Consider the following 22,932-nt stretch of genomic DNA (forward strand, 5'->3'; position numbering starts at 1 on the left):
ACCCACGTCATGCGGTACGCCGCACAGCAGAGGATTGAACGCGTGAATCAGCCTGCCGTTAGCCGTGCCGAACTGCCGATGTCTTCGGCGCGCATGAAAGAGTTGCTTGAGCGCAATCTGCGCGAAGTGTTCGGCGAAAACGATCCGGACCGCCGGCGAGCGGCACTGAACGAACTCTGGACCGAGGATTGTACGCTGCATGTTCCGCCCGGCGTCATCCGGGGCCGCGAGGCGATCGATGCCTTCGCCGGCCAGCTTCGCATCGCGCATCCCGATTTCGTCTATACGCCGCTTGGCGAGCCGCAAATCCTGCACGATGCAGGCCGGCTTGCCTGGGGTTCAGGTCCCGTTGGCGAACCTCCCCGTTATACCGGGTGGGACGTCGTGATCGCCAGTAACGGCCGGATCGCCACTCTTATCGTCTTCCTCGACGGCAACGGCGAGTGACGATGGACAATCCGAAATCGCACCCCGTCACGCCGCGCTGGACGCCGATGGCGCAGGCGTGACATGAGCTTGCCCATCATGACCGGCCCCGATGAAGCTCAAACGATCCACGTCGTCGATGACGACCCTTCGATCCGCGTCGCGCTCGACGGTTTGTTCCGGTCGGTCGGCTACACGGTTCGCACGTTTGCCAGTGCTTCGGAATTCATGGCTTCCGGATCCGCTCAGGCCGCGGGGTGCGTGATCCTTGATGTGCGGCTGCCCGGCATCAGCGGGCTGGACTTTCAGGTCCAGCTTGCCGAAGCCGGCGTGCAGATGCCGGTCATCCTGATGACCGGCCACGGCGATATCCCGATGAGCGTGCGCGGGATGAAGGCTGGTGCGGTGGACTTCCTCCCCAAGCCGTTTCGCGAACAGGACATGCTGGACGCCGTCACCACCGCACTTGCCCGCGATGCCCGGCAGCGCGCTGAGCAGCAGGGTTCCCAGGAACTGCGAGAGCGCTATGTCCAACTCTCGCCGCGCGAGCGCGAGGTCATGGGCTTCGTCGCCCAGGGCCGGATGAACAAGCAGATCGCCTGGGATCTCGAACTCAGCGAAATCACCGTCAAGATCCATCGCGGCAATGCCATGCGCAAGATGGGCGCCAGGAATCTGGCGGACTTCGTGAAGATGGCAGAAGCTGTGAAAGATATTCTGTAAAGAAGATGGCCGCGCGCCCTGCGGCTATGCATGCGGCCGGTCATACCCGCGTATGATATCCTAGCCCGCGTGTATCAGCCACCGATACGCGCGCCTGAACGCACTGCCGACGCTCCTTTCCTATCATCGTGATGTTCCCCCGTCTCCTTCGCCCGGCGTAGCCGGATGCCGAAGGAGACGGGGCTTCCTCCTTGGAAAGGACCATCGAAATGCCGACCAACGAAGACGTGATCCGTTCGCTCTACGCCAGCGCCGAGGGCAGCGGCAGGAACACTGTGCAGTTCGTTTCCCTGTTCACCGAGGACGGTTACTTCTGGGATGTCGCCGCCGGGCAGAAGTACTACGGCAAGGATATCGGCGATACCGTCGACATCTATGCCGAGGCCTTTCCGGACATGCATCGCAAGCTGGAGAAGTTCATCGTCCACGGCGATATCGTCGTTGTCGAACTCAGCCTCAACGGCACGCATCGCGGTGATCTGCGCCTTCCGGCAGGAACGATCAGGGCCACCGGCAACGAAATTCACGCCCCCTGCTGCGACGTGTTCCACTTGCAGGACGGCAAGGTAGCCTCGTTCCACTGCTATACAGCGGCCACCGTCCTCCTCGCTCAACTCGGCGTATTCGGAAACCTCGAAGCAGCGCTGGAACATTGAGCCGCGGCTTCTCAGCGAGGATCCTCTCATGACTCTCATGTCCTCTCCGCCCGGCGATATCGAAGCCGATCGTCGGCATTTTCTGGGCGGCGCACTCACGGCCGCAGGCGCGGCCGTGGTCCTCCCCGGCGTAACGCAGGCTCGCTTGGCTGACGGCCACTCGCAGCCTTTGCTGCCGGCCGCGAGCGATGTCGTCACCCCATTCCGCGTCGAGGTCGAAGACACGGAACTCAGACAGCTACGCCAGCGTCTCGCGCTTACTCGCTGGCCCGAACCGGAAACCGTCAACGACTGGACGCAAGGCGCTCCGCTCAACGCTACCCGTGCGCTGGTGGACTACTGGCGCACCGGCTACGATCCGACACGACTGGCAAGGCAGCTCAACGCCCTGCCCCAATTCCGCACCCGAATTGACGGACTGGGCATTCACTTCATTCATGTGCGCTCGCGCCATCCGCAGGCCCGACCGATCATCCTGACGCACGGCTGGCCGGGATCGATAGTCGAATTCCTTGAGGTCATCGGCCCGATGACGGACCCTACCGCCCATGGCGGCAAGGCCGAGGATGCCTTTCATGTCGTCATTCCTTCGCTTCCCGGTTTCGGGTTCTCCGACAAGCCGACCGAGCGCGGCTGGGGCCTGCCACGCATCGCCCGCGCCTGGGGTACGTTGATGAACCGCCTCGGTTACGACCGCTACCTGGCGCAGGGCGGGGACTGGGGTGCCGGTGTCACGACCTGGATGGCGAAGCAGCACGTCCCCGGACTGGCCGGCGTGCATCTCAACTTGCCGATCCTGTTTCCGCCGCCGCTGGCAGGCGCCCCCACGGCCGAGGAACAAGCCTCGATTGCGCAGCTCGTGGCGTACAGCACCGACGAATCCGGCTACGCGCTCCTGCAGGGCACCCGGCCGCAGACAATCGGCTATGCGCTTGCGGATTCGCCTGCCGGACAGGCCGCCTGGATCTACGAAAAGCTGGCAGCCTGGAGCGATTCCGGCCACCACCCGGAACAGGAAATCGGCCGGGATCGCATGCTGGACAACATCATGCTCTACTGGCTGACGGACAGCGCCGCCTCGTCGGCAAGGCTCTATGCCGAAAGTTTCACGACCGACTTCTCACCTCAGAAACTGGACATTCCGGTCGCGGTCAGCGTGTTCCCCGGCGAGATCTTCCGCCCGCTGAAGGTCTGGGGCGAACGGGTCTATTCGAAGCTGACCTACTGGAACGAGGCGCCCCACGGCGGACACTTCGCGGCGTTCGAGCAGCCCGAGATCTTTACCGAGGAACTGCGCCGCGCCGCCCCAACGCTGTGGTAAAACGCGGTATTCCACTCGCGATCCTGCTTGCGGCGGCAACTCCAGTTGCCGCCGCATGTGCGCAAGAGACAAGCCGCTTCGATGACGCTTCGACACCCGCCCTCGAAGTCAGCGGGATTGATCATGTCGGCATCAACGTGCCGGATGCGGGAAAGGCCGCCGCGTTCTTCCATGACCTGATCGGCACGCGCGTCGTGTCCGACTGGCGCCCCGCCCCGGTCGATCGGCAGTGGAAGCGCCGCTTTCGCTGGCGCGCAGGTGCCCGGTTGCGCCGCCTCACGATGATCGAGACCGAAGACGGCTCCAAGATCGAGCTTTTCGAATATGCCTCGCCCCATGCCTCACGGCGGCAACCGCACGAAGACGATGCCGGCGCGACCCATATCGCACTCAAGGCCCACGATCCTGCCCGCGCGGTGGCGATGGTCAAGGCGATGGGCCTGCCTGTCCTGAACGAACCCGTGACACTGTCCGACGGTTCGCGCTGGTTCTATTTCCTCACCCCCTGGGGTTCGCAGATCGAACTCGTCTTTACCGCAAGTCAGTGACGAGCACCTGGGGCGCTCCTCACCCTGTCACGAGACCTTGCCGCGCGGATCGTCGATATGCATCCGCGCAATATCGTAGCGCACACCTTCCCGGTGGAGAATGCGCACGGTTTTCACGACCGTCGACAGCGCCGAGAGGAAGCTCTCGGCTTCTTCATGGTTTTCATAGGCGTCCTGATCGGCCCAGCCTTCGAGCAGGTGGAAGGTGTTCGGATCGGTCAGGTCCTGGGCAAAGGCGTAGTAGACGCAGCCCGGCATCTTCTGCGCCGCCGTCATTTCGGGAATGACCGCATCGATGAAGGCCCGCCGATCCTCCGGATGGACCCGGTAATAGGCGCTGACGGTGACTTCGGTGGAAAGCGTCTTGTCATGGTCGGCCATCGCGGCCTCCTCTTGATCTGTTGAATTATCGAGCGGCCACCGCCCGGGCAGAGCGTGAACGGCCAGCGATCCCAACTAGGGATCCGTTTCGCCAATCCCAATCACGCCCGCAAGCGCCCCAGTCATACCTGCGTATGAGTTCATGACACCTGGAGTTCGACGGGCAGACCTGCGCGTCTGATCGTCGCGGCCACGCCGATATCCTAGCTGGAGGAACGATCACTTCCGCCGAAAAGGACGAACTGCATGACATCCGGTCACTCCCGCCGCCAGGCCTTTGTCGAACTCGGCAAAGGCGCAACGCTCGCTGCCGTAGCGGCGACGGCGGCCCCGGCAATTGCCGAAGCGCAAGGACTGCGCCTCGCTCCGGTCTCACCCGCGATCACGCCCTTCCGCGTGGAAGTGCCGCAAGTGGCGATCGACGATCTAAAGCTGCGCCTGCGCCTGACCCGCCTGCCCGAACGCGAGACTGTCGGCGACTGGTCGCAGGGCGTACCACTTGCCAGGGCCCAGGCGCTGATCGCCTACTGGCGTGACCATTACGACTGGCGCCGGTTCGAACGCAGGATCAATTCCTACCCGCAGTTCCGTACCGAGATCGACGGACTGGGCATCCACTTCATCCATGTCCGCTCGCGCCATCCCGGCGCTCTACCGATCATCCTCACGCATGGTTGGCCGGGTTCCGTCGTGGAATTCCTCGATGTCATCGGCCCGCTGACCGATCCCACCGCGCACGGCGGCAAGGTGGAGGATGCCTTCGACGTCGTGATCCCCTCCCAGCCCGGCTTCGGGTTTTCGGACAAGCCCGCGGCGACTGGCTGGGACGTCGTTCGCACGGCCAAGGCCTGGGGCACGCTGATGCAGCAGCTGGGCTACGATCGCTGGGTCGCACAAGGCGGAGATTGGGGCGCAGGCGTTACTCACGCGCTCGGCCATGTCCGGCCTGCCGGCCTGATCGCCGCCCATGTGAACTGGCCGCTGGTTATCCCGGCCCAACCTCCCGCCACGCTCGCGCCCGACGAACAGGCCTGCATGACAGCCATCGCCGCATTCCTGAACGGTCAGTTCGGCTACTTCAAGGAACAGGGCACGCGGCCCCAGACCGTCGGCTATGCGCTCGCGGATTCGCCCATCGGTCAGGCGAGCTGGATCTACGAGAAGTTCCAGGCCTGGACGGACAATCGCGGCAATCCCGAGGACGCCCTGAGCCTTGACCAGATGCTCGACGACATATCGCTCTACTGGTTCACGAACAGCGCCGCATCCTCGGCCCGGATCTACTGGGAGAACACGAGGAACGGCGGCGGCTTCGATGCCGGCACGATCGAACTGCCAATGGCCGCCACGATCTTCCCACGGGAGATCTACCGAGCGCCCAAGGCCTGGGCCGAGGCCCGCTGGCCGAACATGTTCTATTGGAACGAGGTCGATCGCGGCGGACACTTCGCCGCATTCGAACAGCCCCAGCTTTTCTCCGAAGAGATGCGCCGCGCCTTCCGCACGATGCGCCAGGCCTGACGCCTTAACACTCCCCATCGATAGACAGGAAACCTGACCATGACCCAACGTCTCGGCGGCAAGATCGCCCTCATCACCGGCGCCACCAGCGGCATCGGCCTTGCCACCGCAAAGGTCTTTGCGACCGAAGGCGCGAAAGTCTTCATTACCGGGCGCCGACAGGATGTCCTCGACAAGGCTGTCGCCGAGATTGACGGCGATGTGATCGGCATCCGCGCGGATTCCGCCAGCATGGCCGATCTCGACGCCCTCTTCGCGCAAGTAAAGACCGAAGCCGGGCGGATCGACGTCCTCTACACCGCCGCAGGCGGCGGCAGCATGCTCCCGCTCGGCCAGATCACCGAGGAGCAGGTCGACGACACCTTCGACCGCAACGTCAAGGGCGTGATCTTCACTGTGCAAAAGGCGCTCCCGCTGATGGGCAAGGGCGGCTCGATCATCCTCACCGGCTCGACTGCCGGAACCGAAGGCACCGCCGCCTTCAGCGTCTACTCCGCATCCAAGGCCGCCGTGCGCAACCTTGCGCGCAGCTGGGCTCTCGATCTCAAGGACAGCGGTATCCGCGTGAACGTAGTGAGCCCCGGCGCGACGCGCACGCCCGGCCTCGTGGAACTGGCAGGCGAGGATGAAGCAGCGCAGCAAGGTCTGCTCGATTACCTCGCCTCGCGCATTCCGCTGGGCCGCGTCGGGGAGGCGGAAGAGATCGGCAAGGCCGTCCTGTTCCTCGCCAGCGACGATGCCAGCTTCGTAAACGGCGCGGAGCTGTTTGCTGACGGCGGACAGGCACAGGTCTGATCCTGAGCCAAGCCGCCAGGCGCCCGGTCGCTTCCCCCCTCCGCACGGCAACCGGGCGTCAAACCGCTTTCAGGAAAGAAGCTCCATGCGTTCCGTCCTCTACTACCGACATGGCGTTCCCTCCGAAGTGCTGGAAACGGTGGAGGTCCCCGCCCTGCCTCCTCCACCGCCAGGTCACGTTGTCGTGCGTGTTCGCATGCGCCCGGTTCACTATGGCGATCTGCTCGGTATAGCAGGCCGTTATCGCAGCGGTGGCGACTTGTCCGTGCCGCCTGAGGGCAATCGGGTCGGCTTCGAAGGTCTGGGCGAGATCGCATTCGTTGGAGAAGGTGTCGACCTACAGCCCGGAACGCGTGTTGCGTTCTTCCCAGGTCGCGGCGCCTGGAGCGAATACGCCACGGTGGCAGCCGAATTCGTTACGCCGCTTCCCGACGACGTGCCTGACGAAGTCGGCGCCCAATTGCACGTAAATCCCCTCACCGCCGCTCTACTACGACGAGCCGTCGATAGAGCCGGAATAGTGCCAGGCAGAGACGTCGTCGTTCTTACCGCCGCCGGTTCGGCCGTCGCACGATTGGCAATCACTGCCCTCGCCGCAGCCGACATCGCGGTAGTCGGCCTCGTGCGCAGCGACCGGGGCGCACAGGAACTTCGTGGCCGGATGCCTTGGCTGCCCGTGCATTCGACGGCCAATCCGCATTGGAAGGAAAAGCTTGCGGACACTATTGGCTCCAGCCCCATCAAAGCGGTGCTCGATCCAGTGGGGGGCGCATTGGCCAGCGAATTGGCGAACCTTCTGACCAACGGCGGTTCATTGATTTCCTACGGCGACCTTTCAGGCGAGCCTATCTCGCTATCCGCGCTGGCGTTCTCTACGCGCGACATCCGCATTTTCGGTGTGACCGTGGGTACATGGGCACAGTTGCCCGCCGCGCAGCGAGCGGAAGATTTGCAGTTTGCGATCGACCTTGCCCGGCGCCATCCCGAACTGTTCCCTGTGTCTGCGTGCTACGATCTCGCGAATGCCAGCGATGCAGCCTCGCACGTCGAATGGCCCGGCAAAACGGGCATCGTTCTGATGACTTCGTGAGGTCAGCATATCGCCAAGCAGCCCAAATGCTGCCCCAAAATCGGGGATAACGCCGGTCGTTCGAGGTCAAGCCAAACGGTCCATCGCGAACCGCTCAACCACATGGAAATGGAGTACCAAGCAACAATGAAGGCTGAAGTTCGTGGCGCCGCATGGGGCAGACAAGGCAGCATCGTGCTTGGCAACGAAGGTATTCTTCGGAATGGCAAATGGACCAGGGCACGAAGTCTGGGCTGGATGGTGGCGATGCTTGTCGTTGTGGGCGCCATCCTGTCCCTACAATCGATCGTAAAATCGTTGATCAGCAACGATTCCGTTACCCTTGCCATGGCCTTCGTCTGTACCTTTCTCGCCTATGCAGCTTATTTTGCAATGGTGCATTACGGCGAACGTCGCCGACCAAGTGAGTTGGCTGTCCGTCCACTGTTGCGCGAGTATTTCGCTGGATTTCTCGTCGGCGCAGCGATCATAACTACGGTGATCGGATTGCTCTGGCTGGCGGGGCAGTACGACATCACCCGAGGCAACTGGTCGGACTGGGGGCATGACCTTCGCGAAGCGATCGGCACAGGTCTGCTCGAGGAACTACTTGCCCGCCTGATCCTCTTCCGCCTGCTCGCTCGGGCTTTCGGGGTGCCTGCCGGCTTCCTTGTTTCGGCGTCGGCATTCGGCGCCGCGCATCTGGCCAACCAGAATTCCTCCCCGCTCGCCGCATTTGCAATCGCGATTGAAGCGGGGCTTCTCTTCGCGGGCTTCTACTTCCTCACCGGGCGTATCTGGATGTCCGCTGGAATCCACGCGGGCTGGAATTTCTTGCTTGGCGGGCTTTTCGGAGCGCGTGTCTCGGGCATGACGAGCGAAGGAAGTTTGCTTGTCAGTATGCCGAGCCTGGGATCCGCTGATCTGTTTACGGGCGGGGCATTTGGCCCAGAAGCATCCATCCCCGCAATAATTGTGGGCTTTGCCGCGTTCCTTCTAACCGTACGCCTTGCGCCAAGGTTGTCTCGCGGCGCCTGCAAAAAGCTGCTTATGACTGGTGGGCTTGACCGCCCTTACGACGTGGATGCTGGGGATCGCTGCTGAATAGCAAACCGTGGCCGCAAGCTATCTACGGCCACGGCGCTACTTCAAAAAACTGTCACATGGTCGTGTGAAAATCAGGGGCTGATCTATCCAGAAGTGCCCAATCAAAATTTGTCGGCATGCGATCTCTGTTCGAGCGCGAGATTGCCGTCGACCATCCTGCTTCCAACGATGTGTGGGAGTTACGCGCCCGTTTTGGACTGGCTACGTGTAGTACGATTCTTCCGCACTTCTATCAGTTCGCGATGGGCCGTCAGGGCAGACACGCCATATAGGCCGCACGTTGCAAGCGCATGGGCAAGCGCCGCACCGGTGGCACCAAAGCGCGGAACCAGGGTCAGTAGCAATAGCAACTGCCCAAATCCCGCGACCGTCACGATGACGTAGGTCGGTCGGTTGCGCTGGCGCGCCTTCAGATATGTCGGCGCCAACGAGAAGAGGACACTGAGGGCCGTTGACAGCAAGTATTCTAAAAGCATAAATGTTTGATATGCAGCTCATATTAGAGTCTCTTTGGCAGGCTCCCTGTTATAGTCTGTTTGGAAAATGCCCATCCAGACATTTTCGGCGCAGCTCCGCCCCTCCCCATCCGAACACCACAGGGTACAGAAGAGGAGCGGAGCCGCGAAATTCGCATTCAGTGAATTTCCAAACAAGCTCGAAGCGATAGCTACTTCGCGGCGATCTTGCCCACCTTGTCGAAGCGCGCGCGGAAGTCTGTCAGGTCGATGGTGAAATCGTCCGCCTTCATATAGTCGGCGTCGGAAAGCTGGGGCTTCTCACCGGCCTTGTACCATTCGGCATACTTGGGCGCTTCGACGCTGTTGACCTTATAATGCGTCGAATAGGTCCGGACTTTCACTTGCGGTACCCTGGGCGCCATGTCGAACGTCATCAGGCGCAACCAGCCATCGCCGATGCCCATGCCGGGCTCCAGCTTCGCGCCGGCATCCTTGGCGGTCTGCGCGCGGTCCTGATAGTCGGCGAGGACCTGATAGACCGGGTGGCCGAAGCGGTTGCTGTCGGTGCGGAAGGCCTGCGCATGCTCGTGGCCGCAAAGGACCATGAAGATCTGGTCGTTCTGGCTGATGAACTTGTCCCAGATCATCTGCGGGCTGTTGTCCTCCGGATCGACGGCGGCATTGTCGATCATCGGGTTCGGCAGGCGGTTGCCCGCCGTGTCGAGGAAGTCATGCATGGACACGATCGTCGGCAGGCCGGGATAGCGCTTGATGATTTCCGCCGCCCACTTCAGCGAATCGTTCGGCGCATCGAACTGCAGGCCGATGTGGAGGAAGCGATAGCCGCCCGCCGTGAAGATCTGGGCACTGTCGGCACCGTCGTCATGGCTGGCGACGTACCAGGACTGGCCCTTGAAGTACTTCGACTGGTCCGAGAACACCTTCTTCCAGTTGGAAAGCCCGCCCGAATGCAGCATGCCCACGTCCGCCGCGCTGCGGACTTGCGCGGCAGGCGGATGGTTCGAATCCGTCCACATCGCGTCGTAGTCGTGATTGCCCGGCACGACCGAGAACGGCACCTTGCCCACGAGCATGTCCCAGCCCTGCCCAACGGTCGGCATTTCGACCGTATGGACCTTTTCGGTGGGCGCGAAGTGCGCCTCCATCATCGGGTTGGGCGCGCGCTTGAAACCGCGCGCGGCATGCGCCGGATCGATCATCATAGACTGGTGCTGCCAGTTGTCGCCCAGCCCGTCGACGAAGGCGATGTCGCCGCCGGCGCTCTTCAGGTTGGCGGCAACGAAGGCCATCTGGTCAAGGAACAGCTTGCTGGCGTCAAACGTGAAGCCCTCGGCCGTCTGGTGCGTGTAATCGACGTAGTTCTGCGTGTCGGGGATCACCGCGATAGTGAAGCTGTCGTCCTTGGCCTGGGCGGGCGCAGCAGCAAGAGCGATGCCGGTAAGGCAGGTGCAGGCGACGAGAAGGCGGGAAAGCGTTTTCATGGGCTTAACTCCGAAGGGTCTCAGGAAAAGGGTCAGAACGAGAAGCGCAGGGTCGCGCCGTAGGTCGCCGGATCGCCGAAGAAGGCGACGTAGGTGCCGGGAAGCACCGAGCCGTAGTTGAAGTAGTTGCTGGCGTACTTCTTGTCGGTGACGTTGCGGCCCCAGACCGACAGGTCCCAACGGTCGTCAAGCTTCAGGCCGACGCGCAAGTTGAGCAGGCCGTAGCCGCCGGTCTTGGTCAGTTCGGAATCGTCGAGCGAGCCGTAATACTTCGAGCGGAACGAGTATTCCGCGCTGGCATAGCCCACCAGCCCGGAGGTCAGTTCATGCTGGTAGTCGCCGTTGATGCCCGTGGTCCACTTCGGCGCGCCGGCGATCGGACGGCCCGAAAGGTCGCAAGTAGCCTGCCCCGTCACTTCGATGGGGCACGGACCTGCGGAATATTCGCGGTACTTGGCGTCGTTGTAGGCCACGAAACCATGGATCGAGAGGCCGTTCACCGGACGCACCGTGCCTTCAAACTCGACACCCCGCGTGCGCGCGCTGCCGGCATTGGTCAGCAGCTGCACGACCTGGTTGTTGACCTCCATCAGCACGTTGGCCTGATAATTGCGGATGTCGGTATTGAACACGCTGAGGTTGAGGGTCAGCGCATGGCTCAGGAAGTCGCCCTTGATGCCGACTTCATAGTTGGTCGCCGTCTCGGGCAGGACCTTGAGCGCCTCGGCATCGAGCCCGGCCGGCGGCAGCGTGGTGTTGAGGCCGCCCGCCTTCTGCCCGCGCGAAATCAGGGCATAGGCCATGACTTGCGGATTGAAGCGGTAGTCGGTGCTGATCAGGAACGACGGCGCGGTATTGCTGATGCGCGCGTGGATCGGGCCTGCCGCCTGCGAGGCAAGCGCGGCGACCGGATCGCCGGTGGCATTGCTGACCGGGACCGGGCGGGTGACGTCTTCTTCCTTGGTCTCATACGTCACGCGAAGGCCGCCGGTCACGTTCCACTGCGGGGTGACGTGCCAGTTGACCTGACCGAAAGCGGCAATGCTGTTGGTCTCGGGCGCGGCCTTGGTGTCCCAACGGGTGCCGTTATAGGCCAGCAGGGTCGCCAGTGCGGGCGAATAGGGCGCATAGGCCTTGAGCGTCGCGGTCGGCATGCCGGCAAGCCACGCGGCAGCCTGGTCCCCGTAGGAAACGTACTGCGTCGTATCGACCTTCTGGTGGAAGTAGTAGAGGCCGCCGACCGCATCGAAGTTGCCCATGCGCGGAAGCGCGAGACGTACTTCCTGCGTGAACTGGCGATCCTTGATGTGGTAGCCGCCGTACAGGGCATCGGCGCTGCTGCCCTCGGTGTCCGACGCGGAATCGTACTGCCAGTAGCGATAGGCCGTCAGCGAGGTGAGCGTGAAGCCGTCGCCGAAGGTCCAGTTGACTTCGGCCGAGCCCGCGCCCTGCCGGGTGCCCGTGCTGTAAGGCCCGCCCGCAGCCGTCGTCAGGCCGTCGGGATCGACCGCCAGGATCGCGCCGGTGGCATCGAGCTTGGTCTGGATCGCGGCCGGCGTGAGACCCCAGCTGGGGATCACGGTAACCGCGCCGGAGCTTTGCTGCTCCCGCGCATATTCGCCGATCAGGCGCACGCTGAGATCGTTGGAAGGCTTGTAGAGCAGTTGGAGCCGCGCGCCGCGACGGCCCAGGTCGCTGACCTTCTTGCCGTTCGCGATGTCCTTCACGATCCCGTCGCGCGTGGTGTCGTAACCCGTCAGGCGGAAGGCAAGGTTGTCGGTGATCGGGCCGGTCAGAGTGCCCTGATACTGCTGGTAGTTGAAGCGGCCGTACGTCACCGCCGCGCGGCCACTCCAGTCGAATTGCGGCAGTTCGGTGGTGATGTTGACGGCGCCCGCGGTGGTGTTCTTGCCGAACAGCGTGCCCTGCGGACCGCGCAGCACTTCGATCTGCGCAATGTCGATCAGGTCGGACGCAGCCATGCCCGGGCGGCCGAGATAGACGCCGTCGACGAAGACGCCAGCACTGTTCTCCAGCCCGTCGCTGCCCGGATTGTTGCCGATGCCGCGGATCGAGATACTGGTCTGGTGACCATTGGTGACGACGACATTGGTGCTGGGGACGAGCTGGTTCAGGTCCTCCAGACGGATGTGATCGTTACGGCGCAGGTCGTCTCCGCCGATCGCGGTGATCGCCAGCGGCACGTCGCCGATCCGCTCGCGCGTCTTGCGCGCGGTGACGACGATGTCGGCCTGCGAGCCGCCGTCCGCATCTGCGGGTTGCGCCGGAGCCTCCTCCGCATAGGCTTGTCCGACGCTCAGCGCGAGGACACTCGAAAACAACGCAAGTTTCTTGATCACGACCCGAATCCCTACTTCGATTGCGATTTACGAGACGAGCGTGTATCGTTATTTTATGACAGAATTGTGAGACGTTAGAGGTTTACGGGGGACGGGAATGACGGAAGGAAGCAAAGCACTGGAGCCGGTATCGACGCCCGCACGGGGCCGTGGCCGCCCGCGCGACGAGGAAAAGGACGCGGCCATCGCCGAGGCCACATGGCGGCTTCTGGCGGAGAAAGGCTATGAAGCGCTCACGTTCGAAAGCGTGGCGGAACTGGTGGGATGCAGCCGCTCGACGCTCTATCGCCGCTTCGCCAACAAGGCCGAACTGGTCGAGGCGACGCTGGGCCAGACCTCGCGCCGGATCGAGCCGAGGATCGACGATTCGATGAGCCCGCGCGAAGTGCTGATCGCGCATGCCCGCGCGCTCTGCACCTACATGGCAGGTCCGCGCGGCCCGGCAACGCTGATGATGTCGTTCAGCGCCGAGCACCATGCCGAACTGGCCGCCGCCATCGCCCGCCACGGCATGAACGAGCAGACCTTCTACTTGCGCGAGTTCGAACGCGCCCGTCCCGGTACGTCCGAACAGGTGCGCGACTTCGCGTTCAACACGCTGATCGGCACGATCATCTTCCACGTCGCGGTACTGCGCACGACATTGACCGAGCGGCAGATCATACGGCTCGTGGACGGCGCGCTCACGCTGCTGGAGATGGAGCCAGGGTGATGGACCAGAATTTTCCGGCCCAAGGTCAAGGATTAAGGCTGCTGCCGCGATCTGATGTTGGAGAACTTCAGCTGACTGGGCTGCCGACACTTTGCCGATTCAACGGGATTGATCGTGCATCCGTCTCCGCAAGAGCGACAACGTTTGGTACGTGCGACATATTCTATTGCCAATGGGTCGTGGCTATTGCTTCCATCCAAAGCAGCGGACTGCCGCTCCAGTAATCGGGTGGGCTGTATCCTCCACAACCCGTAGACCGTGTCGCTCATAGAAGCGGTGCCCGGCGGCATTGGTCACGGGCGTCCGAAGTGTGAAGCCTGTTGCAAGCTGCCGCTTCGCTTCATCGAGCAGCGCAGCGCCAATGCCTTGGCGTTGAGCGTCTGGCGCGACGAAAAGCTGATCGAGAATGCCTTGCTCAGGGATGGTCGCAAGCAGCCCGACGATATGACCGTCAACCACAGCAACATTCAAACACCAGCCATTTTCGATGCTAATGCGGTCCAGCAAAGTGCGTGGATCATCGAGGGCAGGTGCACCTCCATCCATCAGGCTAGCGCTTTCATACCAAATGGCAGCGATAGTTTTGTATTCGTTGGGCTGAGCCAGTCTGATTTCCATGTCCGTTCCAATTATCCGCGGCAACGCGGACCGACTGCGGGATCCTCAAGAAGCCGCCGTATGCCTGATGCGCAGCTACGCGCCTTGCGCTAAGCTCTAACAGACACCGATCGGGGCGCGCTGCAGCAATGAGGGATCATGGCACCACCCTTACCGCGAGGATGTCAGCGGGCGCGCAAAGGATCATCCCATCAATCCAGAAATCGTCAAGGGCGAGGCGGTAGCTGCAGTAGATGTGATCCGCTTCGAAATTAATCCCGACGATCCGCGTCCAACCTAACCCCACACGGTTGATGTAAGCTTCCACCTCGGCTCCGTGCGCTTCGGAATCGAGAATGCGCTTTGCCGACTCTATCGAAATCGCCGTGTCGTTCTCAGGTCGGGTCATCTCAACCGCGCCATTGCCGGACAATCAAGAACCCCATCTTGATAGTCTGGTCATGTCATCGTCAAGCCAATGTCATTCCTGGGACATCAGATGATCTACTGCCTGATTTCAAGGCCGTAGTCATGGTCAAACATGATCCGCTCTTCCGGGCCCTCTTTGCGCCCGATCTTCCACCATTCCCGCAAGAGGACGAGCAAGTCATGGGCGAGCACGGCATTGCGATCCCGGCCGCCTTTACCGCACTCGCCCCGGAGCAACATGCGTTCGCTGTCGATGTCCCGAACCTTGAGGCGGGACACTTCCCCCGCGTGCAGGCCGGCTCCATAGGCAACGGACTGGATCGCCTGGTGCTTTATGCTGGTCGTGGCATTCAGCATCCGGCCCATTTCATCGCGGCTGAGTACGGTCGGCAACCCGGGGGGATGCGTCACCCCGGTGGAGCTTGCGGGTCAGGTCAAGTCAGGGCGATCGAGCGTTCATATGTAAAAGAACCGGAGCGCCGATACCGCGGTGTTCATGGCCGGGGCGCCTCCCCCCATCTCCGCGCAAATCTCCATCGGTCGCCGTGTCAGGCGGCCGTCCAAGCCAGATCGCGAACCGTTCAACATCGCGCAAGTAGTTGCGCTGCGTGGTCCGGCAAAGACGGTGGACCTTCATGTCCTCGATCATCCGCTCCCGAAGCGTAGTGGCGGGGGCTGACTCGACGTCGTTTCCCTGTCGATCGAGTGAGATTTCCTAGCCCGCCTCCGCAGCCGACACGCAGCGCCCGGGAACTCCTCCCAAAAACCTTGGTCAGGTGTGAGTTAAAGGCGGCCCGGGCGCATGGGCAGCAAAAGCTCGGTTGAGCGTCCCATTACGTCAGATTGCAACAATTGGCTCATAACCGCCGGCTTGCCGTGGTCGCTATCCAGTGCAGAAGTAATCCTTATCGACGTTTGACGCCATGGGCCCTCTCCCTGGTGGCGGGAGCCGTTTGTCTACCCACGCCGGCGATGAGCCGAGATCGCTGCACCGGCATCTCACTGTCTCAGGCGCTGGTGGAACTGGGGCAGAAGTCGGGCATCACACTGGCCTTCAACGCAGCGCGCGTTCCCAATCGATGCGTCTCCCGGCCCGATCAGAGGGACGCGATGAAGGCACTGGCAGACCTTGCCAGACAGGCGAACCTGCGCCTCGTCACGCTTCGTCCCAATCTCTATGCGCTGCTCCCTGCCGCGCGGGAAAATGACCGGCAACCGGCGCGCGGCCCGGCAAAGGCACCGGCCGCGCCCAAGACCATCGCCGCGCCCGAAGACAGCATCGTCGTAATGGCGCGGCGCGACGACGAAGCGGCGGCGAGCATGGTTTCCCGGCTGGCGACGGCGCCGACGGACATGGTCAGCGGAGACACGATGCGGCGGCTCCCCGCCACCAGCGCCGCCGATGCGCTGCGGCTCGTCCCGGGCCTGCAATTCGACAACCAGCGCGGCGTGCAGGTCTACCTGTTCGCGCGCGGCCTCGATTCCTCGTTCCATCTGGCAAAACTGGATGGGCGGACGGTGGCGATCAACGATCTCATCGAGAACGGCACGCCGATGGGGCGCAGTTTCCGCTTCGAGATGCTGCCTCCGGAGCTGATCGACACGATCGCGGTCACCAAGACCAATGCGACCGGCGACATGGATCCCACCATCGGCGTGACGGCCGATGTGAAGACACCCCGCCCTTTCACCACTGGACGCCAGTTGGTGCTGGCCGTGCAACAGACGCGCAGCGAACTGCGCCCTGAGCCTGCGAACGCGATTTCCGGGCTGGCGAGCTGGGTCAACGAGGCGGGCAATTTCGGCATTCTGGGCGTTCTGGCGAGCCGGAACCTCCATCTGCGCAACGACCGCCTGATGGAGTTCGAATGGACGAAGGACCGTTGGCCGGACCTGTTCCCGGCGGGGACCTACACGCCCGGCCGGGTGCGGCCCACTATCGAGCTTGAGGATCGGCGGCAGAAATCCGCTTTCGTCGCGCTGCAATGGCAACCCGCCCCGGGGCATCAGCTGGAACTCACGGCGCTGCGCACTCGGCTGGATGTTCACTACGACGAGTTCGGCCTCGACATCTATCCCGACGATCCGACCTACAACGATCCCGAATTCGTTCCGGGCACGGCGAAACTGGTCGGCAATACCGTGGTTGCCGGCACTATCGACAATGTCCGCTGGATGGGCTCGCAGGAGACGAGCCTCAACCGCCACGATCTTCTGGTCACGGGCCTGAAGTACACCGGGGCGGCAGCGGCATGGCAGTGGAGCGCGGATATCGCCTATTCGAATGCCCACAGCTATCACCCGGACGGACAAGGCACCTCGCGCGAGCGCATCGCGTTTCTTGCGCCGCTGACCTTCGATTTTTCCGGCGGTTACAAGAAGATCGCCAGCCTTGCGACGAATGTGAACCTGCTCGACCCCGCGACCTATCAGGGCTGGATCTACAATTACGCGCCCAAGGATTCGCGCGATACCGATGCCTCGGGGCGGGTGGACGTGGTGCGCAGCCTCTCGTCCGTGGCCACCACGCTTCGCGCGGGGATCACGTTCGAGCGCAGGACAAGGCGATATTGGCGCCGGGATTACTTCGTGAACGATCTGGTCGGCACGCCGCTGAGCGACTTGCCCGCAGGTTCCATCGTCACGATGCCGGTGAGCGATGCGTTTTCCGGCGAGGGCGGGATTCCCCACGAATGGCTGGTCCCGAAAGCGGGCGCCATTGCCGATATGCTGCTGACGCCCGGTGTGCTGAGCCAGCCGCTCACCGCCGACGATCTTGCCGCCACGTACGACATCGTCGAGAACGTGCGGGCGGGCTATCTCGCCGCCGACTTCGCGAGCAATCTGGGCGATCTGCCGCTTACGGCCACGGCAGCGCTGCGGGTCAGCGATACCCGGCAGCGCTCCAGCGGCTATCAGGAAATCGGCGAGACGGCCTATCCGGTCTCCTATTCGCGGCGCTATGTCGTCGCTTTACCCAGCGTGGCGGCCAGGCTGGATCTCGGTCCGTCGTGGGTGCTCCGTCTGGCCGCCGCGCGCAGTTTCACGCGGCCCAATCTCACCGATATCGCTCCGCGTTTCACCACCTCGCTGGAGAACCGCACCGCCTCGGGCGGCAATCCGGACCTCAAACCCTTCACCGGCACAAACGTGGATATCGCGCTGAGCTACTACGGGCCGGGCACCAGTTCGGCGACGCTCACGCTGTTCCAGCGCTATCTGGACAATTATCTGACATCGCAGAACAAGCCGGTGGACGTGCCGATTTATGGCACGCTGATCGAAAGCATTACCGTGAACGGCAATGCCGCGGTGGTTTCGGGGATCGAGGCCGATTGGTCCGTGCCTGTCGATCTGCCCCATCCGCTGGGCGGACGGCTGGCACTGGACGGATCGGTCACGCTCAACGGCGTGCGCGCCAGTTTCGATGCCGGGGACCGCGTCATCCGCAACGAACTCGTGGGCCTGTCCCGCTTGAGCCTGACCGCGCGGGCGCATTACACGCGGGATCGCTGGAGCCTCAATCTCGGCTATTTCTGGCGGAACCGCTACCTCAATTCCTACGGCAGCAGCACCGTGGGCGAAGAGTACGTCGCGCCGCTGGGCACGCTGGATGCACAGATAAGCTGGGCAGGACCCCGCAATCTCGTCTTCAGTTTCGGCGCAACCAACGTTACCGACGCCCGGAAATATCTCTACGGCATCGATGCCAGCCAGCCCAAGGAGGTCAATATCTTCGGGCGCCGCTTTGTCCTTTCCGCTACCTGGAAGTTGAACCCCTGATGCCAGACGGTCAGCATGGTCCCTTGTCGTTCAGCCGGCGGTTGGAGGAAGCGCGTGCGTTCGACGCTTTCGTGCAGCGGCACCGCATGCCGCTCGAACGCTATTTCCGGCGGCGCGGCGCCACGCATGAGGAAGCCGAGGACCTGACGCAATGCGTCTTCCTCAAGCTGCTGGACAAGATGAAGACGGAAAACGCCGACGTGCCGGACGGCTATGTCTTCTCCGCGGCGGCGAGCGTCTTCATCGATCATCGCCGCAGCCTTTCGGTCAGGCCGATCGGCGCGCTGGCTACCGCGCTCGACGAGAATTTGGCATGCGACGCGCCGCTTCAGGATCGCATTGTTGAGGATCGGGAAAATCTGCGCGTTATACGCAAGAGAATTCTTGCCTTGCCATCAAAGCTTTCGCGTGCGTTCATTCTTCATCGTTTCGACCAGTTATCCCAGGCTGAGATATCCCGGCGAATGAACGTGTCCGTAAGTTCTGTAGAAAAATACATAGCCGCAGCGCTGGAGAAATTGGGTTACCCGATGGCCGGATCCGATGACGAATGACGAAAGGCAGGCCGGGGCTCGCGATCCCGCCTTCGATGCCATTGCCGAACTCGTCACGCGCGGCCTTGCCGGTCCGCTGAGCGCGGAGGATTCCGCCGAACTCGACCGCCTGATCGAGACGACGCCGAACGGCGGGTGCTTTGCCGAAGAGCTTGTGGACCGCTGGACGCTCGCCGGCATTGCCGGAGACCCGCGCGGCACGCCGGCCACGTCCGATCTCGACGTGCCGGTGACCGAGGAATACGCGGCCGTGCCGGAAACCGAAGAACGCGGCCATGGCTGGCGCCGCCGCATCGTCGGCCTGGTCGCCGCTGTCGTGGTTCTAGCGGTTGGCGGCGGTCTTGCGGTTCACATGCTGCGATCGCAAGCCGTGCAGCCCGTGCTGATCGCCGCGACCGATGCGCCGATGACCACGACCTTGCAGGACGGTTCGCGGGTTTCGCTCTCGCGCGACGGCAAAGTGCTGGTGCGGATGGAGGAGCATCGGCGGGTGCTGCAGCAGATCGGGGGCGAAGCCTATTACGAGGTGGCCAAGGACCACACCCGGCCCTTCACCGTGGAAACGTCCGGCTACCGCGTGACGGCGCTGGGAACGCGCTTCAATGTTTCTCCCGACCCCACCGGAACGCAGATCGACCTGCTGGAAGGCCGCCTGCGCATCGAGACCGACCGCCCCGGCGACCAGCCGGTCTTCCTGACCGCGGGACAACGCTTCGTCGGCGGCGCGCATCCCCGGATCGAGGCGGCAAATCCGGCAGCGGCCGATTGGCGGTCCGGCCGCCTCGTGTTCAACGACATGCCGCTGAGCGAAGTGGCCGCGAAACTGTCCTACTACAGCGGACGCCGCGTCGGCATCCGCAGCCCGGCGGCAGGCAAGCTGCGGTTTTCCGGCGTGCTGCGCTGGGACATGCCCGGCGATTGGTCGGCCGCGTTCGAAGCGACGCTTCCGGTGAAAGTCGAGCAGGCGCCCGATGGCATCGAGATCGTCGCCCTCGCTGATTGAGGCCCCTCCAAAGTTTTTTGTTGCAGTTTTATTTAAGTTTTGAGGGTCGCCCGGGCGGCTCCGTTTCCCCCAGCGAGGTCCGTCCAAACCGGCGGACCCATGAAACGCTCTCGTTGGGGAAAACATGTCATTTGATCTAACTCGCCGGACGGCTCCCGGCATCGCCAGTCTGTTCGCATTGTCGATAGCGCTGGCAACGCCGGCGATGGCCCGCGGCGCTGACGCTACGGCAGACGACGCCGCATCGGCCGGGAATTCGGGCGACGCACTGGAATCGGCAGCGTCGGACTCCAGCATTCTCGTCTCCGGCACCCGCGCCAGCGACGCCATTGCCGCCAAGCGCGATGCCATCGGCGTGAGCGAAGTCATGTCGCGCGACGAACTGAAAGTGCGCGCGGGCGCGACCGTCGTCGATGTGATCTCGCACCTGCCCGGCCTTTCGGGCTCCAGCGACATGGGACTTGGCCAGGCGGCGACCGGCGAGCAGGAATTCGTCTCGATCCGCGGCATCGATTCCTCCTACAATGCCTATACGATGAACGGCGTGCGCTTGCCGCAGGCCGATCCCAATTCCCGCGCGCTGTCGCTGAAGATGCTGCCGCCCAACGGCATCCAGTCGGTCGTCGTATCGAAGACCCCGAGCGTCGACATGGATGGGGACGCCATCGGCGGCATCATCGACATCCGCACGCCGACCGCGTTCGATTACGACGGCCCGCACATCGGCATCAACGTGCAGGGTCATGGCGCCCAGCTCGCCCGCAGGAGCGGTGCCGACTGGGGCGGCGGCGGTGCTTCCGCCGAGTTCGCACGCCGGTTCGGCAATGGCGCATGGGGTATCTACGCCACCGCCTTCTACGACGAGAAGAACACCGCCGGCCAGACGGTCGAGGCCACCGGCTATGCGCCCGATCTCGCTTCGGAAGCCAGCGACACCAACTATCGCGACATCAGCGGGCTGACCGCCACGGGCGTGCGCTATGACTACTACGTCAGCAACATCAAGCGGTTCGGCGGCAACGCCTCGCTCGACTATCGCGGCGCCACGCAGACGTTCAGCCTGCAAGGGTCCTATGCCCGCTACAAGATGACCGGCGAGGAGACGCAGCACAGCATCCTCAACGGCCAGAAGAGCCTCTATTCCAACGGTACCACCTACAGCCCGGTCGGCATCATGCCCGGCGGCTATTTCCAGCTGCGCGACCAGACCGAGCAGATGATCACGGTAAAGGCCAAGGGCACGACCGACCTCGGCAAGCTTCACCTCGCCTACGAAGGCTCGTTCGGGCGCAGCACCACGGCCCGGCCGAACTATATCGAGGGCAGTCTCTACGGCACGGTCAACACCACCGGCTATGCGACCGGCATCGATCTCAGCAATCCGGCGAACACCAAGGTCAGCTACGATTCCGATGCCACGCGCGACTACGCGCTGAACCCCGACGGCGTCAGCCTCTGGAAATTCCAGGGTTCGGACAGCAGCAGCGCGGCCAACATGTACACCGGCCGCTTCGATGCGACCTATGACGTGAAGAGCGGCATCCTCGACACGCTGGTCGCGGGCTTTAAGGTCAGCGCCACCGACCGTAACCAGTATCAGCACCAGTTCTTCGGCGACAATGGCGACAATTTCGTCATCGTCGACAGCAACGGGGTCAAGCGCCCGTTCGACAATCCCGCCGGGCCGGTTTCCTCGGCGCTGCCAGGCCGTAACCTGTCCTCGATACTCGGCAACTACGCCGGCACGTTCCGCGTCTATGACCGTTCGACCTTCGAGAACGGCGTCCTGCCTTATATCTACACCGATCAATACGCGCTCGACGCCGATGGCAATGTAGTGGGCAACCCCGGCGCCTATACGGTGAACGACTACAACCGCTATACTGTAAAGGGGCAGGAGGACATCTACGCCGCCTATGCCGCCGCGAACTTCAAGATCGGCGACCTGACCGCCGCCGCCGGCCTGCGCTACGAATACACGCACTTCAGCAGCAGCCAGTGGTCGGTGGACGGCGATACCGGCGCTTTCCAGAAATCAGGCAACAACTACGGCGAACTGCTGCCGAGCCTGATCCTTTCGTACCGCCCGAACGCCGAACTGGTGCTGCGCGGCGCGGCGCGCCGTTCGTTCACCCGCCCGGCTTTCGGCCTGCTCGCCAGCCCGGTCGTCATTTCCCGCAACGACATCACCGGCGATATCTCCGGCATCAGCGCGGGCAACCCGGACCTCAAGGCCTCGACCGCCAACAACTACGACCTGTCCGCCGAATGGTACGGCGCGCATGACACCGTCCTTTCCGTTGCCGGCTATTACAAGACGATCAACGACTTCATCTACTCCGCCAGTTCCACCGGCGCGCTGCCGTCGGCAAGTAATGCCACCAGCAACAACGGCGGTGTCACCACCTCGATCCCCGAGAACGGCAAGGACGCCGATCTCTACGGCATCGAGCTCAATGCCCGCCATTACCTGCGCGACCTGCCGGGCTTCCTGAGCGGCTTCGGCGTGGGCGGCACGCTCACGCTCCAGCGCTCGAGCGCGGACAGCGGTCGGACCGATCATTACGGCCGCAAGACCTGGCTGCCGCGCGCGCCGGAGACCATCTACAATCTCGACCTGTTCTACGACGCGCATGGCGTTCACGCCAACCTTGCCTACCAGTATCAGGGGCTGCAGCTGCTCGGCCTGACCAGCAACAACCTCGACACTTATCTGCAACCCTCGAAGACGCTGGACCTTAGTGTCGGCTATACCTTCGGCAACGTGAGCATCAGCGGCTCGGTCCAGAACCTCACCAACAACGTGCTGTTCTACAAGACGCTGGGCAAGTCGAAGCAATACCTCGGCACGCAGGACGGAGGCGGCAACGGCTCCTATGTGGCCACCGGGCGCTTCTTCAACCTTTCGGCATCGCTGAACTTCTAACGAACCTTCACTCCAGGGGCGGGGCCGGGATCTTCCGGCCCCGCCGTTTTTCGTCAGATGC

General features: G+C 63.0%; 21 protein-coding genes. 14 read left to right on the forward strand and 7 right to left on the reverse strand.

The genetic code is table 11. The features are described from left to right. The first annotated feature begins 42 nt into the window (after window positions 1-42). From EDF56_RS20085 to EDF56_RS20105, 5 genes are all read left to right on the forward strand, one after another. A complete protein-coding gene (locus EDF56_RS20085) occupies window positions 43-447 on the forward strand; it encodes a nuclear transport factor 2 family protein (RefSeq protein WP_207904800.1) in 405 nt (134 codons plus the stop codon). A gap of 63 nt (window positions 448-510) precedes the next feature. Continuing rightward, window positions 511-1,149 carry a response regulator transcription factor gene (locus EDF56_RS20090; protein WP_243652726.1) on the forward strand — a complete coding sequence of 213 codons (639 nt, stop codon included), beginning with the start codon at window positions 511-513 and terminating at the stop codon, window positions 1,147-1,149. Window positions 1,150-1,358: 209 nt separating this feature from the next. Then, window positions 1,359-1,805, forward strand: coding sequence for a nuclear transport factor 2 family protein (locus EDF56_RS20095; protein WP_132390858.1), 447 nt, complete (start codon window positions 1,359-1,361; stop codon window positions 1,803-1,805). Between the two features lie 28 nt (window positions 1,806-1,833). After that, a complete protein-coding gene (locus EDF56_RS20100; RefSeq protein ID WP_132390860.1) occupies window positions 1,834-3,126 on the forward strand; it encodes an epoxide hydrolase family protein in 1,293 nt (430 codons plus the stop codon). After that, window positions 3,120-3,674 carry a VOC family protein gene (locus EDF56_RS20105; protein ID WP_207904809.1) on the forward strand — a complete coding sequence of 185 codons (555 nt, stop codon included), beginning with the start codon at window positions 3,120-3,122 and terminating at the stop codon, window positions 3,672-3,674. The genes EDF56_RS20100 and EDF56_RS20105 overlap by 7 nt, the downstream gene beginning before the upstream one ends. 27 nt (window positions 3,675-3,701) lie before the next feature. Here the strand turns inward: EDF56_RS20105 and EDF56_RS20110 are convergent, their stop codons facing one another. Continuing rightward, window positions 3,702-4,055, reverse strand: a complete 354-nt coding sequence (locus EDF56_RS20110) for an antibiotic biosynthesis monooxygenase family protein (RefSeq protein WP_132390862.1) — start codon at window positions 4,053-4,055, stop codon at window positions 3,702-3,704. A gap of 246 nt (window positions 4,056-4,301) precedes the next feature. On the opposite strand from EDF56_RS20110, the gene EDF56_RS20115 reads away from it, so the two are divergent. The 4 genes from EDF56_RS20115 (at window position 4,302) to EDF56_RS20130 (ending at window position 8,544) form a co-directional block, all read left to right on the forward strand. Next, window positions 4,302-5,576, forward strand: coding sequence for an epoxide hydrolase (locus EDF56_RS20115; protein ID WP_132390864.1), 1,275 nt, complete (start codon window positions 4,302-4,304; stop codon window positions 5,574-5,576). A gap of 39 nt (window positions 5,577-5,615) precedes the next feature. After that, on the forward strand, window positions 5,616-6,371 hold the full coding sequence (locus tag EDF56_RS20120; protein WP_132390866.1) for an SDR family oxidoreductase: 756 nt from the start codon (window positions 5,616-5,618) through the stop codon (window positions 6,369-6,371). Between the two features lie 85 nt (window positions 6,372-6,456). Continuing rightward, window positions 6,457-7,461, forward strand: a complete 1,005-nt coding sequence (locus tag EDF56_RS20125) for a zinc-binding dehydrogenase (RefSeq protein ID WP_132390868.1) — start codon at window positions 6,457-6,459, stop codon at window positions 7,459-7,461. Between the two features lie 102 nt (window positions 7,462-7,563). Further along, complete coding sequence (locus tag EDF56_RS20130; RefSeq protein ID WP_132390870.1) at window positions 7,564-8,544, forward strand: type II CAAX endopeptidase family protein; 981 nt, start codon at window positions 7,564-7,566, stop codon at window positions 8,542-8,544. Between the two features lie 670 nt (window positions 8,545-9,214). Here the strand turns inward: EDF56_RS20130 and EDF56_RS20140 are convergent. Further along, the gene (locus EDF56_RS20140) at window positions 9,215-10,507 is read right to left on the reverse strand and encodes a metallophosphoesterase (RefSeq protein WP_132390873.1); all 1,293 of its coding nucleotides are present in this window, start codon (window positions 10,505-10,507) and stop codon (window positions 9,215-9,217) included. A 32-nt stretch (window positions 10,508-10,539) separates the two neighbouring features. Next, window positions 10,540-12,867 (reverse strand): TonB-dependent receptor, encoded by a 2,328-nt coding sequence (locus EDF56_RS20145; protein ID WP_132390875.1) that lies wholly within the window; start codon window positions 12,865-12,867, stop codon window positions 10,540-10,542. 97 nt (window positions 12,868-12,964) lie between these two features. Between EDF56_RS20145 and EDF56_RS20150 the strand changes: the two genes are divergently transcribed. Continuing rightward, window positions 12,965-13,579 (forward strand): TetR/AcrR family transcriptional regulator, encoded by a 615-nt coding sequence (locus tag EDF56_RS20150; RefSeq protein ID WP_132390877.1) that lies wholly within the window; start codon window positions 12,965-12,967, stop codon window positions 13,577-13,579. Between the two features lie 183 nt (window positions 13,580-13,762). Here the strand turns inward: EDF56_RS20150 and EDF56_RS20155 are convergent, their stop codons facing one another. The 4 genes from EDF56_RS20155 to EDF56_RS26690 form a co-directional block, all read right to left on the reverse strand. Then, complete coding sequence (locus tag EDF56_RS20155; RefSeq protein ID WP_132390879.1) at window positions 13,763-14,197, reverse strand: GNAT family N-acetyltransferase; 435 nt, start codon at window positions 14,195-14,197, stop codon at window positions 13,763-13,765. Between the two features lie 136 nt (window positions 14,198-14,333). Further along, entirely contained in the window at window positions 14,334-14,609 is a 276-nt protein-coding gene (locus tag EDF56_RS20160; protein WP_132390881.1) for a hypothetical protein, read from the reverse strand. A 71-nt stretch (window positions 14,610-14,680) separates the two neighbouring features. Further along, entirely contained in the window at window positions 14,681-14,962 is a 282-nt protein-coding gene (locus EDF56_RS26685; RefSeq protein ID WP_347812993.1) for a tyrosine-type recombinase/integrase, read from the reverse strand. Between the two features lie 82 nt (window positions 14,963-15,044). After that, a complete protein-coding gene (locus tag EDF56_RS26690; protein WP_347812994.1) occupies window positions 15,045-15,254 on the reverse strand; it encodes a hypothetical protein in 210 nt (69 codons plus the stop codon). Window positions 15,255-15,577: 323 nt separating this feature from the next. On the opposite strand from EDF56_RS26690, the gene EDF56_RS20170 reads away from it, so the two are divergent. The 4 genes from EDF56_RS20170 (at window position 15,578) to EDF56_RS20185 (ending at window position 22,871) form a co-directional block, all read left to right on the forward strand. Next, window positions 15,578-18,388: a TonB-dependent receptor gene (locus tag EDF56_RS20170; protein WP_132390883.1), complete on the forward strand. Its 2,811-nt coding sequence runs from the start codon at window positions 15,578-15,580 to the stop codon at window positions 18,386-18,388. Between the two features lie 23 nt (window positions 18,389-18,411). Continuing rightward, a complete protein-coding gene (locus EDF56_RS20175) occupies window positions 18,412-18,942 on the forward strand; it encodes an RNA polymerase sigma factor (protein ID WP_165912280.1) in 531 nt (176 codons plus the stop codon). Then, complete coding sequence (locus tag EDF56_RS20180) at window positions 18,932-19,945, forward strand: FecR domain-containing protein (protein WP_132390887.1); 1,014 nt, start codon at window positions 18,932-18,934, stop codon at window positions 19,943-19,945. Before EDF56_RS20175 ends, EDF56_RS20180 begins: the two co-directional genes overlap by 11 nt. A 124-nt stretch (window positions 19,946-20,069) precedes the next feature. After that, the gene (locus EDF56_RS20185) at window positions 20,070-22,871 is read left to right on the forward strand and encodes a TonB-dependent receptor (RefSeq protein WP_132390889.1); all 2,802 of its coding nucleotides are present in this window, start codon (window positions 20,070-20,072) and stop codon (window positions 22,869-22,871) included. Window positions 22,872-22,932: the final 61 nt, after the last annotated feature.

It is taken from the genome of Novosphingobium sp. PhB165 (assembly GCF_004341845.1).
In the GTDB taxonomy this organism is placed as follows: Bacteria; Pseudomonadota; Alphaproteobacteria; order Sphingomonadales; family Sphingomonadaceae; genus Novosphingobium.

What these genes read in the sequence shown, in the direction of transcription:
- EDF56_RS20090 (WP_243652726.1), top strand. Translation starts at nt 511, where the DNA reads ATGAGCTTGCCCATCATGACCGGCCCCGATGAAGCTCAAACGATCCAC.
- EDF56_RS20095 (WP_132390858.1), top strand. Translation starts at nt 1,359, where the DNA reads ATGCCGACCAACGAAGACGTGATCCGTTCGCTCTACGCCAGCGCCGAG.
- EDF56_RS20100 (WP_132390860.1), top strand. Translation starts at nt 1,834, where the DNA reads ATGACTCTCATGTCCTCTCCGCCCGGCGATATCGAAGCCGATCGTCGG.
- EDF56_RS20110 (WP_132390862.1), bottom strand. Translation starts at nt 4,055, where the DNA reads ATGGCCGACCATGACAAGACGCTTTCCACCGAAGTCACCGTCAGCGCC.
- EDF56_RS20115 (WP_132390864.1), top strand. Translation starts at nt 4,302, where the DNA reads ATGACATCCGGTCACTCCCGCCGCCAGGCCTTTGTCGAACTCGGCAAA.
- EDF56_RS20120 (WP_132390866.1), top strand. Translation starts at nt 5,616, where the DNA reads ATGACCCAACGTCTCGGCGGCAAGATCGCCCTCATCACCGGCGCCACC.
- EDF56_RS20125 (WP_132390868.1), top strand. Translation starts at nt 6,457, where the DNA reads ATGCGTTCCGTCCTCTACTACCGACATGGCGTTCCCTCCGAAGTGCTG.
- EDF56_RS20130 (WP_132390870.1), top strand. Translation starts at nt 7,564, where the DNA reads ATGGAAATGGAGTACCAAGCAACAATGAAGGCTGAAGTTCGTGGCGCC.
- EDF56_RS20140 (WP_132390873.1), bottom strand. Translation starts at nt 10,507, where the DNA reads ATGAAAACGCTTTCCCGCCTTCTCGTCGCCTGCACCTGCCTTACCGGC.
- EDF56_RS20150 (WP_132390877.1), top strand. Translation starts at nt 12,965, where the DNA reads ATGACGGAAGGAAGCAAAGCACTGGAGCCGGTATCGACGCCCGCACGG.
- EDF56_RS20155 (WP_132390879.1), bottom strand. Translation starts at nt 14,197, where the DNA reads ATGGAAATCAGACTGGCTCAGCCCAACGAATACAAAACTATCGCTGCC.
- EDF56_RS26685 (WP_347812993.1), bottom strand. Translation starts at nt 14,962, where the DNA reads ATGCTGAATGCCACGACCAGCATAAAGCACCAGGCGATCCAGTCCGTT.
- EDF56_RS26690 (WP_347812994.1), bottom strand. Translation starts at nt 15,254, where the DNA reads ATGATCGAGGACATGAAGGTCCACCGTCTTTGCCGGACCACGCAGCGC.
- EDF56_RS20170 (WP_132390883.1), top strand. Translation starts at nt 15,578, where the DNA reads ATGAGCCGAGATCGCTGCACCGGCATCTCACTGTCTCAGGCGCTGGTG.
- EDF56_RS20180 (WP_132390887.1), top strand. Translation starts at nt 18,932, where the DNA reads ATGACGAATGACGAAAGGCAGGCCGGGGCTCGCGATCCCGCCTTCGAT.
- EDF56_RS20185 (WP_132390889.1), top strand. Translation starts at nt 20,070, where the DNA reads ATGTCATTTGATCTAACTCGCCGGACGGCTCCCGGCATCGCCAGTCTG.